This window comes from Pseudazoarcus sp. NS36 (assembly GCF_059703705.1).
In genome coordinates, this window is the sequence record NZ_BAAKJA010000006.1 from 272,158 (window position 1) to 286,073 (window position 13,916).

The following is a 13,916-nucleotide window of genomic DNA, read 5'->3' on the forward strand; positions in this document are numbered from 1 at the left end:
ATGAGCGCGACATTGACCAAGGCCGAACTGGCCGAACTGCTCTTTGAACGTGTGGGTCTCAACAAGCGTGAGGCCAAGGACATGGTTGAGGGCTTCTTCGAAGAAATCCGTCAGGCGCTGGAGCGTGGCGAGGCGGTCAAACTGTCCGGCTTCGGTAACTTCCAGTTGCGCGACAAGCCCCAGCGTCCCGGACGCAACCCCAAGACCGGCGAGGAAATTCCCATTTCCGCGCGCCGGGTTGTCACCTTCCATGCCAGTCAGAAGCTGAAAGCGGCGGTGGAGCAGTTGGGTAATGCAGAACAGCCCGCCTGAGGACGATCAGGAGCCGCTGCCGCCGATTCCGGCCAAGCGCTACTTCACGATCGGCGAGGTCAGTGACCTGTGCCGTGTGAAGCCTCACGTCCTGCGCTACTGGGAGCAGGAGTTCACCCAGCTCAAGCCAGTGAAGCGGCGTGGCAACCGGCGCTACTACCAGCATCATGAAGTGTTGCTGATCCGGCGTATCCGCGAGTTGCTGTACCGCGAAGGATTCACGATTTCCGGTGCACGCAACCGCCTTGGCGAGAACGCCATTCACGATCAGGAAGAGGCGACCGAAGCCCAGCATCTGCGTGTTTGCGTGAAGAGTCTGCGTGCCGAAATCGAGGATCTGCTGCACTATCTTCGAAGCTGAGAATCTTGCTGGAAAAGCTCCCCGTGGCTGCTATAATGCGCAGCTTGTGTCGGGGCGTAGCGCAGCCTGGTAGCGCACTTGCATGGGGTGCAAGGGGTCGCGAGTTCGAATCCCGCCGCCCCGACCAAAAAATACGCTGTAAAATTAAGCATCTAGGCCATCCTTCGGGGTGGCTTTTTTGCTTTGCGTTCCACGAGTTTGGGCTCAGGGGGCCAAATGGGGGGCCACGATACTAACGGCAGGTTGTGTCTTGAGAGGCTTGTAGGTGCTGTTGGTTCACGACGTTCCACTGGGGTCGAAGCATTGCAATTCTCCCGACGGCAAAGTCAGTTTCGTTGTCTCTTGATGGGACGGCATTAGCCGTGTCGGTTGTTATGGTGAATCTGTCAGCCCGACTCCAAGTCTGTGTGCTCGCTGGGTGTCAAGAATCCGACGCCTCTCGCTGTTACCCCGTTCTGCGTCAGATCCGTTGGCGGGTTAGTGAGGCTCGCTTTAGGTCAGTCGTTGCCTCGAGGCAGTGACTGCTAAAAGTGCGGCAAAAGCTATCGGGCATCTCTTGGGTAAATCACAGCAACCGTCCGCGCCCTGTGATGAAATCAAACGAATACACGTGCTCAACCGGGTTCCGAGCGCATTCGCCTACCAATCGTCCCCTATGCGCCCGTCTGCCGGGCTCGATACTGATGTTGCCCCCACAGATCGGACATTTCGCCGTGTAGCGAACCATCCGCAGCACGCGTTCCTCCCCCTCTAGTCTCAGCACCAGCACGTGCCCAAGCGGCACGGTCAGCTCCAGCCAAGCAGGGGCAGGAATGATTTTGTCCTCGACGAGCCGGTAGAACGGATACACGCACCATCCGAGCATGCCGCCAAGTAGCAGCGCGACAACGGTCCCTCGGAAGATCGTTCGAGCGTCTGCGTCGGAGACCCAGAGCATCAGCGCGAACCACACTAAAAAGCCCCCGACAAATATGAAGGCGAGCACCGGCAAGGTCACGACCGTGGCCCGCAACCCCGGTAGCGAAATTCGTAGCGGACGCTTGATGCCCGGGATGGGATAGACCTCCATCTCCTCCTGGTACTGGATGCTCAGCGCTTCCTGAGGTAGCGGTGAGACGGCGGGAGAGCTCGAGGAAGCATCGTGTTGTGGAAATTGCAGCTCGATCAGGGTCAGGCCATAACCCATCGCATTTGATGTCCCGAGCTTCGTCGCCGGTGCCAACCCCACCATGGCCGGGACATTGTTCTTGTGAGCGCGCCCCTTGAGGTTCTCGGACATGCGTTCAATGTCGCTCGAAAGTGCTTTCCAGGCGTTGGCGAACTTCTTGCGGGCGTTGTCTGATTCTTCCAGCCACCACTGCGCCTCCGGAGTGCCAACGATGCTGGCGATCTCCTGGCGCAGCCGCTCGGCCGTGAAGATTGGGGCAGGGTCTCCCTCGTGAGCCTGTTGCTCAGTCAGCTGAGCCAGTGCCTGCAGCAGGATCAGCCAGTCACCGTTCCATCCGTTTTCGCGTGCGTCACGAGCTGCGTCGGCAGCAATCGCGCTGGCCGATTCGAGCATGCCGGCGTGATTGCAAGTCGCTGAATTTGAGATGTTTTCCGGAGTTCTTCCGGAATCTTCGTCCAGTCTTCCATCGATCTTCTGCGGTTGCGCATCGAGCATGGGCTTGTCCTCAACGCTCATGGAGCCGCCTCGTGAAAAATGATGATGGGCTTGATTTTGCACTATCCCGAGACACTGGTCTGATGGTCGACGTGACCATGGTGCGCCGCGGGCTTCCTTGCAAATGTGTCTGCCCTGAATGCGGGGCCACGCTGATTGCGAAGAAGGGGCCCAAGTATCGGCACCATTTTGCGCATTACCGAGCCGGTCAAGTGGTGGCGACCTGCGCGACCGGACCTGAGAGCGCCCTGCATAAAGCGGCTCGCCAACTGATTGCGCAGTGGGGCTCCATCAACTTGCCAGAGCTGCAAGTGGCAGAGGCGGGGTTTGAAGAGGCTCTCCCAGGGCGACAGGTGCGGGTGTTGCGCTCCGAACTGCCAGATGACGTTGGTGAGCGGGGTGCATGGTCTGCGACTGGCTTTCGGCCCGATGTCGTTCTGCATGGTGAGGCGGAGCAGGTCTGGTGTGAGGTCCGGGTTACACATGCTGTGGATGAGCGCAAGCGTGCCAAACTCGCCGAGGCGAGCGTCGCCACCTTGGAGTTCGATCTCTCGGGGATTCATCGCAGCCGGGCATGGACTCTTGAGGATCTGGATCAGATCCTACGCAGCGCTGCAGAGACTCGCCAGTGGATCTTCCATCCTGGCGAGGCTGGTGTCCGTGCGCGCCTCAGACAGCGCGCGGAGCACCAACGGCGTGCGCTGCAGAGGGGCTCGCGTGGCCGATTGCGGGCGGACGATGAAGCCGAGCGCTCAGGGCTGAACCAGTACGAATTCAGTAGTGGCTTGGTCTTTCATCCGGCCTTCGGACTTATCCCCCGAGACCCCGGCGAGCGAGCTGAATTCCTGGAGCGTTCATACCCCGAGCCAACAGTGTTCCCGCTGCCCGGGGCGGTCGCGTACTTGCGCCACCACCCCCATGCGGATAGCACATGTCTGGTGACTCTCGGTGGCAGCCGGACAGGGGATTACGATGCGCTCCTGTCAGAGTTCTGTCGGTCAGCTGGGTTGCGATGCTCGTACTTCGGAGTCTCAGATGTTCGTCAGGTGATGGGGGATGGGTGTTTCGGGAAGCTCAGCCACTTCCTTGGCGGATTGCTCCAGTTTCAGGGGCGTTGAGCTGCACAGACGCTCTGCTCGCAGGGCGTCTGTGCGATGGTTCCTAAGGATTCTGGTCGTTCGTTACGGGAGGGCGGATGGCTTTACAGGGGCGTCTGCAACAAGGTGGCGCAGATCGGGGTCGATCCAGTACCCAACAATGGCCTTTCCGCCAAGTTTGAAGGACCCTGTGCGTTGTCTTCCTTCTTCGCCAACAGTCGTAGCTCGGACCTTCCAGCCGTTAAAGACTACCTGCCAGACCACATCGGCGATGTCTTCCGTGTAATCCCCGCCGCCGAAGGCGTCCCTGTCTCCGGGGGCGGAGAGGGCGAAGCCGTACCGTCCGGTAGAGAGTTGTTTCTTCTTGAACGGATATAGGGCTTCTGCATCACGGGAGATGAGGGCAAAGCGTTTGTCGATGGCGTCAGTTTTCATAGGCGTATCTGGGGTCTCGTTTATGCGGTGCGTGGAAGGACGTTGAGTTTGCTCATGGGGTGTTGTTTGCTCATGGGGTGTTTACAAGCTGCGTGCGCGTAGTGCTGCCGCGGCATCAGCGTGCGCGCCTTGGCTGTTCCATACCCAGTCGGACCCCTGATCGAGCAGAATCAACTGCTCGAACCAGTAGCCGGCGTGGTTGCGGCCTCGAGACAATGCGACATCACCGCGGACCATCGGGAGCATTCCCTTGAATCTCTGAGAGGTACCGACCAAGGTCACTAGCTGGGCGGCCGAAGCAGCGTAGATGTCTACCTTGCCGCCTCCAGCAACATAGCTTTCGAGTCCGACGCCGTGTTTTCCGGCACGCATCTCTGCATGGTGGAAGTTCTGCCCGTTCATCCCGTCGCCCCGGAACATCCGGTCCACAGCGCTTTGCGACCCAACATAGAGTTTTTGTCGTCTCGACAAGCTCGAAAGCTTGGCGTCGGCCTCTACTGCCATGTAAAGCATGGCACCAGGCTCGCCTTTTCGTTGATGCATTTTGATTGCAAGAGTTGGAAGCGTTCGGTCACCGAAGCGCTTTTTGTAGGTGTAGTAATCTCCGGACGCCCCCGTGATGGAGATGTAGGGCCGCATGATTGGGGCAAGCTCGTGAACGATGTCCATGGGTTCTAGGCCTTTGTTGGTCGAGTTCAGGTCAGTGGCGGTGAATACGTGCGATGCGTGGAGCGGTGGTGATGATGTTTCCCCTTGCCCCAAGCACTACATAAACGTCCAGATGAGGTTCGATGGCGCGTGCGAGTGGTCCCGCAAAGGCCTTGATCTGTCTGCGCGCGCGCTTGTCCGCAAAAACTTTGCATGCCCCGTCTCCAGCAGGCTCGCTGGTGCCGAACTTGAGGAGCAGATCAATCACGAGGGGAGGAATGCCTCGTTGCTGGATGCGATCCGTCGCGTGTTTGGTGATATCCATGGCCATTTCTCCGGTCAGTTCATCAGTTCGGGTGTGCGGAGTGAGTTGAGAAATGCGTTCAAGTGTCGCTTCTGCTCTTCAGTGAGTGCGGCAAGGTAAGGGGTGCCAACGAACGAGCGCCAAGCCTTGACCATCACCAGCTCCTCGTGGGTCAGTGCGGACTCGAACTGCTCCTCCAGGTGGCGCCATGTTTCGGGGTAGTAGGTGCTCATGCACAGCTTCATGAGTGCTACCGGGTCAGCTTCAAGTGCGACAGCCATCGGGCCAATCTTTGCCATGGGCAATTTTGTTTTGCCCTGCTTGATCATCGTGATCATGTTCGGCCGGTCGAAACCAACTTCGTGGGCGATTTCGGTCTGCGATTTGCCGACCACTTGGATCCGATGGCTGATGAACTGGGCTACGGGACAGTTGGTTTCCATGGATGACCTCGGGGTATGGTTACGGATGGACAGTGCTTTCAAGAGCATCGTTGGCCCGCTTGAGCAGTTCTTCGACCCGCGCGAGCTCTTCCCTCGCAGCCACTTCCCGGCAGCGCAGAGCAAATAGGTCAGCGGGCAGGTCAAGCAGTTCTGCGAGCTTCAGAACGAGCGGGCGGTCGTTCAACCGATCCCCGGAGAACCCCAGCAGGGAATCCAGACCAATGGTCTCCAGTACCCTGGTGGCCTGCTCGTGTCCGAGATCGGCGAAGCGGCTATCGAAACGAGCTTTCAGTGCCGAGTACAGCTCCTTTTCATTGCTGAAGCGCGTCTTCTTCAGATCCAGTTCGGTATCGGACCAGCGCACTCTGACTGGCACATATCGTCCCTTCGACTGCAGCCACTCCCGTGCTATGTCGAGTGCGACTCGGGTGCCACCCTCAGTGGAGTAGGTGAGCAACGGGTTTGCCCGCTTTTGGGTTTTGTTGGCCGCTGCACGAATACTCATCTCTTCCATTCCTGCCAGAAGAGCCATCTGACGGATGGTGAGGCAGCCTCCCTCAGCGTTTGTGTCCTTCACCGAACCAAACTTGAAGTAGAAGGGCTCCCCACCCTCGAGCGTATGACGTGCGTTCGCTAGTTCGCACACGGTCAAGCAGCGTGCGGCTGCCTGCATTGACATCGATCCGTTGTCGGCCCACTCATCCGCCAAGCGTCCGTTAGCGGCATCGAAGACCAGCGCAGAGGTCCATGTGTAGATGCTTTCGTCCTCCATGGGCTCCGCGCTTCTATCTAGTTCTCCGAAGTAGGCGTATCGGTAGAGGTACTCAAGGGTGCGCATGAGCGCTGTCTCCTTGATGCGTTCGTAAGTCAGGCCGACGTCTGCTGCGTCGGCTTCCCACATCAAAGGATGACGGTCGTGGTCTTCGGCAAGTCCGGGGACAACGGACTCTGCTGTTTCTACATCGGTCATCCATGCGATTGTGCGCAGGTGTAGGAGGAAGACGTTGGCGACATCCTTGCGTAGATCCTCAATGCTGAACGGAACCGAGATGCCGGCATTGGCGATGGCAGGGCTGGTGAGCTGTGTGTTTTTCATGTGTATAGGAACTATATGCACGTTATCGACAGTACGCATTGTAGCCATTGTTGCGAGCATGTCAACACGTATATATCGACTATATACATGACGTCTGAGGCTTCCCTTGGAACGCTTGCGTCACCAGAGATCTCGATGTTCAGAGATGGCTTGACCTCCGAGGGTGAAGGTTTGCACTCTTCCGCCGTTGTGTTTCGACCGGAGACGATGCGATGCCGCACAACATCGAAGCCGCGGTTGATCGAGAGGCGTTGTACGAGGAGGTCTGGAGCGAACCGGTGACGGTGGTTGCGCCGCGCTACGGTTTGTCCGATGTGGGCTTGGCCAAGATCTGCCGCGCCTTGGGGATTCCGCTGCCAAGCCGCGGGTACTGGGCCAAGGTGAAGGCAGGCAAGATCATGAAGCGGGCCCCACTGCCGCCGATTAAGGCGCCCAGTCCCGTCTCAACTGGGCTCAGGAAGGTGCCCGAGGAGGTCGTTGCAGCCAGAAAGCGTCTTAAGCGAACCGTTGTGGAATCACCTCCTGCGACTGAACCCAGCCCAGTCGAGGCCCAACCTCAACAGGGCGATATGCATCCCTTGGTTGAGGCCGCAGCTAAACGACTGCGCCGTCGCGACGGTTGGCCAAAGGAGTCGGGTGTTCGGTCTGCGCCTGCGGAGGTGCTCGATCTGCGGGTAACACGCGCCACGCTGGAGCGTGCGTTACAGGTTTCCGACCTTCTGTTGAAAGGGCTCGCGCCGCATGGGATCCGCGCTGTTGTGGATGGCGAGGCAGGCCGCACGTTGTTGCTGTTCTCCAACCCGACGACAGCAGTGCCGCTCAGGATTGAGGAGGATGTGAAAGTCTCGCGCCACGTGCCCAACCGCCGGGAGAGGGCGCAGATCGACCGCTACTTCAATAGATGGAGGTCCCCTGGGGGCGAATCCGTCGAGTATCCGAGCATGCCCAAACATGATTACGCACCCACCGGGATATTGGTGGTGAGGATTGGGCGCTATGCGGGGAGGAGTTGGAAGGACACTCCCCGCAAAACGCTGGAGCAGCGTATTCGAGAGGTTGTTCTTGGCGTGCTCAATATCGGTCTGGAGGAGCACGTCCAGCAGTTCGATGATGCTTGCCGTGAAGACGCCTATCGGACAGCGCTCGCTCGCTACCAGTTCTTGTCTGAACGGCGGGCGAGGGAAGTTGGAGAGTTTGAGCGGCTGGAGGTCGATGTCGGTAACTGGGAGCGAGCTACCCGCCTGAGGGCTTATGTGGATGCCGTTGAGCGCAAGGCAATGGCTGAAGGAGAGCTTTCCGCCGATGTGATCGAATGGCTGGTGTGGGCAAGGGCGAAGGCCGACTGGATTGATCCAACCCTGAAGATCTGTGACGCGATACTTGATGCGCCAGAGCCAAAGTATCCGTCGCACCGCTGGTAAGCAGTTTTCAAGGGCTTCCGATTGCTGTCCCTCAGGTGTGGAGCATTTTGGGTGGGGCTACGCCCCCTCGCTCCGGTTGGCGTCATCTCGGTGAGGCAATCAGCGAGCCTCCCCCCGATGCTCGATTGAGACAATCCTCGTTTCCCCTTGGCTCAGCCTGAGCGGTCCCTCCAGGGAGACACATGCTGGGTGGTGGCTGAGCCTAGCCATCCTCAGCCGTTTGGCAAGGATGCGCCTTCAGACTCAGCCACCCCTTACCCGTATGTCCGGTATGGAGCCTCGTCGCCCGCCAGCCGTTCGTCCCACAGGCGCTAGCTTCGCCACCTGTTCCCGGTTCTCAGAGACTTCCCCGCAGTCCGGTGTATCCCTCGACCGCTGCCGTTTTCAAGCCGACCAGTCGAGCGGCAGCCGCTCGGGGCGCTCTCCGTTGAGGCGCATGTGCCGTCTGGCTGCACTGATGTATAGCGCCGATATGCCCCAGACCATGACTTTTTGCAGGCTGAGCGAATTGGCTCGAGCCCAGTTCGTGGGGCCACGAGGCACAATCGGGGCGGTTGTTCCCTTGAACGTGATGCCCAGCTTGGCTCTCGGGCCGGTCGTGATCTAGCACCAGAGTCGGGTTTCATGGCTCGCGGGAAGCTAGACTTGCCGGCCATTGCGAATGGTGGCCGCAGGGCAGGCCGTGGAATGATAGGAGTGGTTTAGTGCTGAGCGTTCGTAACGAAGAGGACGTCCCCGTTATCGTTCTGGTTGCAAGCATCCCAAGATTGTCGTTTCTTAAAGGCCGTGCTCTACCCTCGGTGCAACGGCAGTCGCGGTTGCCGGAAGCTCTTGTGTTGGTCACAGACCAGAGAGAGCTTGCGGCCCAGGAGATGGAGCAGCTTGCCTCGGCGGCCAACCCAGTGCAGGCGCACTTTCTCGCGAACACCCTTAAGCCCGGCGTGGCAGGAGCGTGGAACTCGGGGTTGCGATTTATTGCTGAGAAATGGCCGGACTGTTACGTGGCTATGTTGGACGATGACGACGAGTGGGACGCTTGCCACATTGCCCGATGCGCTGAGGTCGCAAGAAAAAGCGATTGGCCGGACGCAGTCGTTTCAGGTCTTCGGATGTGCAAGGACGGTGAGGAAATCCGTAGGGAACCGCCGGTGGGGTTCCAGGCGGATGATTTTCTGGCCGGAAACCCTGGATGGCAGGGAAGCAATACGTTCGTCCGGCTTCAGACGCTTCTCCGGGTCGGCATGTTCACGGAAGGCTTGGCTAGCTCAAACGACCGGGACTTGGCCGTTCGATTTCTCTCCGATGGAAGTGCCCGTTTGGCATTTACCGGTACGCATACTGCAACGTGGCACATCGACACCGGCAAACAGTCGCTCTCGAGTCCGGGAAGCGCTTCAAAGTCCCTCGGCTTGGCTCACTTCCTCGTGTTGCACGAGCACCGAATGAGCTCAGACATTCTTGAGCAGTTCTATCGAAGGGCGCACCAGCTCTTCGATTTGAGCCAAGAGGACATTTTGAAGGCACGTGGGCAGCTTTGCCATGACTAGCCGAGTCTTCGACTCGCGCCAATCAAGAGAAGCGCTTTGTACGCGTGACCTTTCGGTTCAGAAGCCCCCAAGCGATGGAAGCTGGGATGCTGAGGTCGTGATTGGAATCTGTGTCCACAATCAAGGGGCTTTTCTCCCCTTGGCGTTGGCGAGTGCTCTGGCCCAGTCCGTGGTGACGGCCGGCCGGGCCGTCGTGCTGATACTGGACGACCGGTCCACCGATGCATGGCAGTCAGCCATATATCCGCTGCTTGAACACCCGCAAGTACTCGTGGTGAGCGGAAATTGTGGTTCCCCAGCCCGTTCCCGCAACGCGGTTCTGGACTTTGTGGATGAGCGTTTCTCCAGAGCGAGATGGGTGGCTCGGTTGGATGCGGATGATCAGCTTGCTGACGAGGAGGCTGTAGCTGCACTTTGTCAGCGGGGAGATATAGAAAACGTGAGTTACGTAATCGGGAGCAATCACCTGTCTTGTGGAGGGCAGGTGCTGCCGTGGAGCAACATCGCAGATCCCGACGAGCTCAAGAGTCCTGCCCGGCTGCTTTCGCTGATTGAGTCTTTCGCGAGCGGCGCAGGGCAAAGAGAGCTGCCGTCCTGCAACTTGGTTCTACGCGCACACAGAGGTATCCGCTATCCCGAAATCCGAGGTGCGGAGGATCATTGGCTTGTAGCCAGTCTGCTGATCCTTCAACCGTCCCATGGGGCCATTGTTCCAAGCCCTGTTTACTCGATCTATACCGTTGAAGGCGCGGAAAGCGCTTCCAACAAGGTGTTGGGCGAATGGACGTCTCAGCGAGGCCGGTTGGCTGAGGCGGCTCGCTTGTGGATCGAGGTGTCACGTTCAGGCGACGAGATACTTGGGGCGGGACAGGAAGGCATCGTGTGGCGCGAGAGTGGGGCTGTCTGGAAGCAGTTCTATCCATGGGCGCTGAGCTTAGAGGATCAGGCGAAGGTCGAGGCCACGTTGTCGTGCGCACCTGCCTGCATACCTCAACCGATTTGGCAGCGCGGTGGGCGAGATGGCGCACGACTTTACTACCCGGACTTCCCATCTACTGCGCTCGCCGGCACGGTGGATCAAGGTCGCGTCATGGAGTTCTTGAGGGGCATGCTCGAAAGTGGCGTTGTGACCTCAAACGTGAAGCGTAGCAACCTGAGGATGTCAGAGGACGGCCGCTTGATGTACATCGATATCGGCAAAGATATCGTTCCATTTACGGTTTCACGTTTCCTCGACGCAGCGGCCCGAGCCTATGGGGTCTGTGTTTTGGGTTACTCCGACCACGAGCTGGCGCGCCGCAGCACAGAGCATAAGCAACATGATGCTCTGGACTTGCTTCCCGGCTTCCGCGAGTTCTATCTGCAGCTGATCGAGTCCAGCTTTCCTCATGTCTGCTCACCATCGGCAGAGGCTATTCGCCCCCGAGTAGCTCAAGACGTCACGCTGTTGATCAAGGCGTGCGCTCAAGACGTGGCCACCATTTCGGAGCAGGTCGAGCATATCGTTTCTCAGCTGTCCTATCCGTCAGCTTTCTGGTCCGTGACCGTAGCTGTGGATCCTTATGAAGGGCCTTATCTTCGCCAGCATGCTGTGGGTGACCTGGGAGGGGTGCTGGAGGCCCTGGATGAGCTTCGACGAAACGGTGTGATTGATCAGGTGCTGGTGGCACCAGACGAGCCAGGTGAAATCGAGCATGTCTACCGCCGCTGGTTTGCCGATGACTCGGTGGTAGCAACGCACACTAGCTCGATGGCGCCGTTGTTTGCGCAGTTGTGGGCGTTTGGCCAGATAAAAACCCGCTACGTGCTGCAATGTGATGCGGATGTGCTCGTCGGGCGTAGGGAATTTGACCATGACTATCTTGGTGAGATGCTGGGCGCCTTATCCGCTCAGGACGTCTTGGGGGTGGGGTTCAATATCCCTAAAGCACCCGACGACCTAACGCCTTACGACGCTCCGCCCGGGGGCTTCGTGCCTGAAGTTCGTATGGGGCTTTTTGATCTTGTAGAGGTTCATGCGCAGCTACCCATTCCGAACCCTGTGAAGGAAGGGCGGTTCGAGTTGATGTGGCATCGCGCTCTCGAGGCGCACCAGCAGCGGGGCAGGATGCGGTGTCTGCGTGGTGGTGATCCACGTACTTTCTATGTGCATCCTCAGAATGTTTACAAGCAGGCGCTGGACTTGCCGAGAGTGCGGGATCTTGTCGCCCAAGGGTTCGTTCCCCCCGCTCAATGGGGAAAGTGGGACCTCCTCAGAGACGCCCAGTGGGCATATTCGACCCGTGCAGAATCGATTGTTTTTCTGCTTAAGGGTAAGGAAACCCCCGCCGACAAGTTGAAGCGTTGCTTGGACTCGCTCAGGAGACAAACGGACCAAGACTTTGGGCTTGTCGTTATTGATGACGGAGGCTCGATTAGCAATAGCTGGAAGCTTCCGTTGCTCTTGGGGGGCATGGTGGAGCGCACGACGTTGATACGTCGCCAAACTCGGCTTGGCTACTTGCCCAATTTCATCGAGGCAGTTGAAGTGGTTTGCTGCAACCCTGAGACTTTGATCGTAGTGTTGGATCAGGACGATGCTTTGATGTCCGACATGGTGGTTGAGTCACTACGCGCTGCTTACGACAGAGGCGCTGATTTGATTAACGGGGCGATGTTCCGCCCAGAGAAGCCGTTGAACATCTACGAGCCGAACTACGGCGCCGCGAGAGAAACCGGGGGCGGCAACGTTTGGGCTCATCTGCGGGGATTTCGGAAGTCGCTGTTTCAGCGCGTCCCTAAGGATTACTTTCAGGTTGATGGGAAGTGGGTCGAGCAGGTCTCTGACTATGCGGTGATGTTGCCGATGGCAGAATTGGCGGCCAAGCCGGTCCATATTGATCATATCTACTGCTGCTTTCATCAACGGGATGCCTACCCGTCTTCTCGCAAGCTGGAGCAGTTTGGGTTGATCGATGCAATTTTGGACAAGCCGTCGTTGCGACATGCGGCGAAGCTAGTTTCGCCCCCGTTTCCTGCTGCCGACAAACATTCTGAGAGCGATGCCTCGGATGCATATATCGCACCTTGAAAAGCCTCTCATGGATGTCCTCAGCATTTGGCGTGACCAGTTTTTTGGCCGAGCTATCTGTATCGTGGGCAACGCTGAAGTCACTGAGCCCCCGGTATGTCCTGTTGATGAACATGATGTAGTGATCAGGTTCAACGACTGTGTGCTCGGAGGTGTTCGGGGAACGAAGACATCGATTTACTGCACGGCTGAAGGGGTAAATCTGTCGGTAGATCAGCCGGGCAAGTGGATGAATGAGGTCCTTACGGCGTCTACCGGCTCACGCTCGGACCCAAGGAAAGACCGCAGTTGGTACTTCCTAGGCTTAGAGCTTGAGTCTGAGCTGGGCTGTTGGCCATCAAGTGGTCTGATGGCCTTTTATGTCGCCTGTTTGCTCGGTGCTCGGCATGTATCGTTGGTTGGTATGACGCTGGCCCCATCACTCCAGCGTGACCCTTCGTGGAACAAAAGATATGCACCTCCATGGTGTTACCACAACTTTTTGGGGGAGCGGCGTGTGGCGGCAGGGTTGCTCAGGAGGTTTGACGGGTCTGTAGAGTTGCCGCCGGTGCTCAGGGGGCTTGAATCGGGCGCATTCGGCCCCGTGAGCGAGCGTTGGGATGGCGTTGCAGTCTTTCTGCGCTGGCTCTGTGGGGCAGGGAGTTCATTCGCGCGGAGTGCTGGCGCTCGGCGACGTGTTATTGGGGATGTAGTTCAATGGGTGTCGTCGGAGCTGAATTGCCTCGAGCCCTCGATAGCTGGCGTGCGCGTGCTTGAGCCGTTTTTTTTCTTGCCTCGTGATGAGCGCATTCATCACGAGCGATGGATTCTGTTCGATGATGTTGGCGCGAGTTTGTTTGACCGTCTGCTGATATCGTTAAGAGAGCTCCAAGTCGCGGGTCGCTGATGTCTTTCAGACCGGGAAAAACTCATGAATGCTAGCCCAGCCCTCGGGCTTGCTCTTGCTGAACATCAGCAGGTGGTAGGGAGTCTCAATGACATCAACGTCATATCTTTTGATCGCGATTTCAGGGCCATTAGGCCCGACGCGACAGTCGCTGGGGTTGTCGTTCAGCGAGTGATGCAGTCGGCAGATTAACGGGCGGTCGTTGTAGACCGAACACCTTCCGTCGTTCGCCAAAAAAGGACACGGGGTGCCACTGAATTTCGCTGCAGTTTTGAGGGACTCTTCCACCAGTCGTGGCTTGATGTCCAGCATCTTTCGTCCCGATGCGTCTGCTAGCCGCTGCGCCTCATGCGTGTAGATCATAGTGGGCATGTGACAGCAGTGTGAGCAGCCCGGCGCACAGGCTGAGTAAGGTGCGAGTGCTTCGTTGAGTCGATCTGCGATCTTCAGCAGATGTGCTCGGCGTGATGTGTGACCTGCTCCCCGTTTTCAGTACCACGCTGAACTTAGTAGAGTCCGTTATCCGAACAGGAGACGGCAGTGAAGAAGCGTTTTACGGAAGAGCAGATTCTGGATTTTCTGAAGCAGGCCGAGGCAGGTGTGCAGGTCAAGGAGTTGTGTCGTCGGCACGGC

14 protein-coding genes and 1 tRNA gene are annotated in these 13,916 nt (G+C 58.1%); 8 read left to right on the top strand and 7 right to left on the bottom strand.

The annotated features are described in order from the left end of the window. The 3 genes from AC6H0R_RS11690 (at position 1) to AC6H0R_RS11700 (ending at position 800) form a co-directional block, all read left to right on the top strand. Positions 1–312: an integration host factor subunit alpha gene (locus AC6H0R_RS11690; protein ID WP_497581540.1), complete on the top strand. Its 312-nt coding sequence runs from the start codon at positions 1–3 to the stop codon at positions 310–312. Next, positions 293–673 (top strand): MerR family transcriptional regulator, encoded by a 381-nt coding sequence (locus AC6H0R_RS11695; protein ID WP_497581541.1) that lies wholly within the window; start codon positions 293–295, stop codon positions 671–673. Before AC6H0R_RS11690 ends, AC6H0R_RS11695 begins: the two co-directional genes overlap by 20 nt. 50 nt (positions 674–723) lie before the next feature. Then, positions 724–800 (top strand) — tRNA-Pro (locus AC6H0R_RS11700). Positions 801–1,238: 438 nt separating this feature from the next. On the opposite strand, the gene AC6H0R_RS11705 is transcribed toward AC6H0R_RS11700, so the two are convergent. Then, complete coding sequence (locus AC6H0R_RS11705) at positions 1,239–2,357, bottom strand: hypothetical protein (protein WP_497581542.1); 1,119 nt, start codon at positions 2,355–2,357, stop codon at positions 1,239–1,241. Between the two features lie 11 nt (positions 2,358–2,368). On the opposite strand from AC6H0R_RS11705, the gene AC6H0R_RS11710 reads away from it, so the two are divergent. Beyond that, a complete protein-coding gene (locus AC6H0R_RS11710; RefSeq protein ID WP_497581543.1) occupies positions 2,369–3,454 on the top strand; it encodes a competence protein CoiA family protein in 1,086 nt (361 codons plus the stop codon). 63 nt (positions 3,455–3,517) lie between these two features. Here the strand turns inward: AC6H0R_RS11710 and AC6H0R_RS11715 are convergent, their stop codons facing one another. From AC6H0R_RS11715 to AC6H0R_RS11735, 5 genes are all read right to left on the bottom strand, one after another. Beyond that, entirely contained in the window at positions 3,518–3,868 is a 351-nt protein-coding gene (locus tag AC6H0R_RS11715; protein WP_497581544.1) for a hypothetical protein, read from the bottom strand. 81 nt (positions 3,869–3,949) lie between these two features. After that, on the bottom strand, positions 3,950–4,537 hold the full coding sequence (locus tag AC6H0R_RS11720; protein WP_497581545.1) for a hypothetical protein: 588 nt from the start codon (positions 4,535–4,537) through the stop codon (positions 3,950–3,952). 31 nt (positions 4,538–4,568) lie between these two features. Next, positions 4,569–4,841, bottom strand: coding sequence for a hypothetical protein (locus tag AC6H0R_RS11725; protein WP_497581546.1), 273 nt, complete (start codon positions 4,839–4,841; stop codon positions 4,569–4,571). A gap of 14 nt (positions 4,842–4,855) precedes the next feature. Next, positions 4,856–5,263 carry a hypothetical protein gene (locus tag AC6H0R_RS11730; RefSeq protein ID WP_497581547.1) on the bottom strand — a complete coding sequence of 136 codons (408 nt, stop codon included), beginning with the start codon at positions 5,261–5,263 and terminating at the stop codon, positions 4,856–4,858. Positions 5,264–5,282: 19 nt separating this feature from the next. Next, complete coding sequence (locus tag AC6H0R_RS11735; protein ID WP_497581548.1) at positions 5,283–6,359, bottom strand: hypothetical protein; 1,077 nt, start codon at positions 6,357–6,359, stop codon at positions 5,283–5,285. A gap of 212 nt (positions 6,360–6,571) precedes the next feature. Here AC6H0R_RS11735 and AC6H0R_RS11740 point away from each other — a divergent pair, with 212 nt between their 5' ends. The 3 genes from AC6H0R_RS11740 to AC6H0R_RS11750 all read left to right on the top strand — a co-directional run bounded on the left by AC6H0R_RS11740 (position 6,572) and on the right by AC6H0R_RS11750 (position 12,397). Continuing rightward, positions 6,572–7,780: a hypothetical protein gene (locus AC6H0R_RS11740; protein ID WP_497581549.1), complete on the top strand. Its 1,209-nt coding sequence runs from the start codon at positions 6,572–6,574 to the stop codon at positions 7,778–7,780. 704 nt (positions 7,781–8,484) lie between these two features. Next, positions 8,485–9,327, top strand: a complete 843-nt coding sequence (locus tag AC6H0R_RS11745) for a glycosyltransferase (protein ID WP_497581550.1) — start codon at positions 8,485–8,487, stop codon at positions 9,325–9,327. Beyond that, positions 9,320–12,397, top strand: a complete 3,078-nt coding sequence (locus AC6H0R_RS11750; protein WP_497581551.1) for a glycosyltransferase — start codon at positions 9,320–9,322, stop codon at positions 12,395–12,397. Before AC6H0R_RS11745 ends, AC6H0R_RS11750 begins: the two co-directional genes overlap by 8 nt. A gap of 892 nt (positions 12,398–13,289) precedes the next feature. On the opposite strand, the gene AC6H0R_RS11755 is transcribed toward AC6H0R_RS11750, so the two are convergent. Then, entirely contained in the window at positions 13,290–13,736 is a 447-nt protein-coding gene (locus AC6H0R_RS11755) for a YkgJ family cysteine cluster protein (RefSeq protein WP_497581562.1), read from the bottom strand. Between the two features lie 87 nt (positions 13,737–13,823). Between AC6H0R_RS11755 and AC6H0R_RS11760 the strand changes: the two genes are divergently transcribed. Next, on the top strand, positions 13,824–13,916 hold a 93-nt coding region (locus AC6H0R_RS11760; protein WP_497580658.1), incomplete at its 3' end, for a transposase.

Bases quoted from the DNA above. Each gene is read 5' to 3' on its own strand.
- AC6H0R_RS11690 (WP_497581540.1), top strand. From the start codon at position 1: ATGAGCGCGACATTGACCAAGGCCGAACTGGCCGAACTGCTCTTTGAA.
- AC6H0R_RS11695 (WP_497581541.1), top strand. From the start codon at position 293: ATGCAGAACAGCCCGCCTGAGGACGATCAGGAGCCGCTGCCGCCGATT.
- AC6H0R_RS11705 (WP_497581542.1), bottom strand. From the start codon at position 2,357: ATGAGCGTTGAGGACAAGCCCATGCTCGATGCGCAACCGCAGAAGATC.
- AC6H0R_RS11715 (WP_497581544.1), bottom strand. From the start codon at position 3,868: ATGAAAACTGACGCCATCGACAAACGCTTTGCCCTCATCTCCCGTGAT.
- AC6H0R_RS11720 (WP_497581545.1), bottom strand. From the start codon at position 4,537: ATGGACATCGTTCACGAGCTTGCCCCAATCATGCGGCCCTACATCTCC.
- AC6H0R_RS11725 (WP_497581546.1), bottom strand. From the start codon at position 4,841: ATGGATATCACCAAACACGCGACGGATCGCATCCAGCAACGAGGCATT.
- AC6H0R_RS11730 (WP_497581547.1), bottom strand. From the start codon at position 5,263: ATGGAAACCAACTGTCCCGTAGCCCAGTTCATCAGCCATCGGATCCAA.
- AC6H0R_RS11735 (WP_497581548.1), bottom strand. From the start codon at position 6,359: ATGAAAAACACACAGCTCACCAGCCCTGCCATCGCCAATGCCGGCATC.
- AC6H0R_RS11740 (WP_497581549.1), top strand. From the start codon at position 6,572: ATGCCGCACAACATCGAAGCCGCGGTTGATCGAGAGGCGTTGTACGAG.
- AC6H0R_RS11750 (WP_497581551.1), top strand. From the start codon at position 9,320: ATGACTAGCCGAGTCTTCGACTCGCGCCAATCAAGAGAAGCGCTTTGT.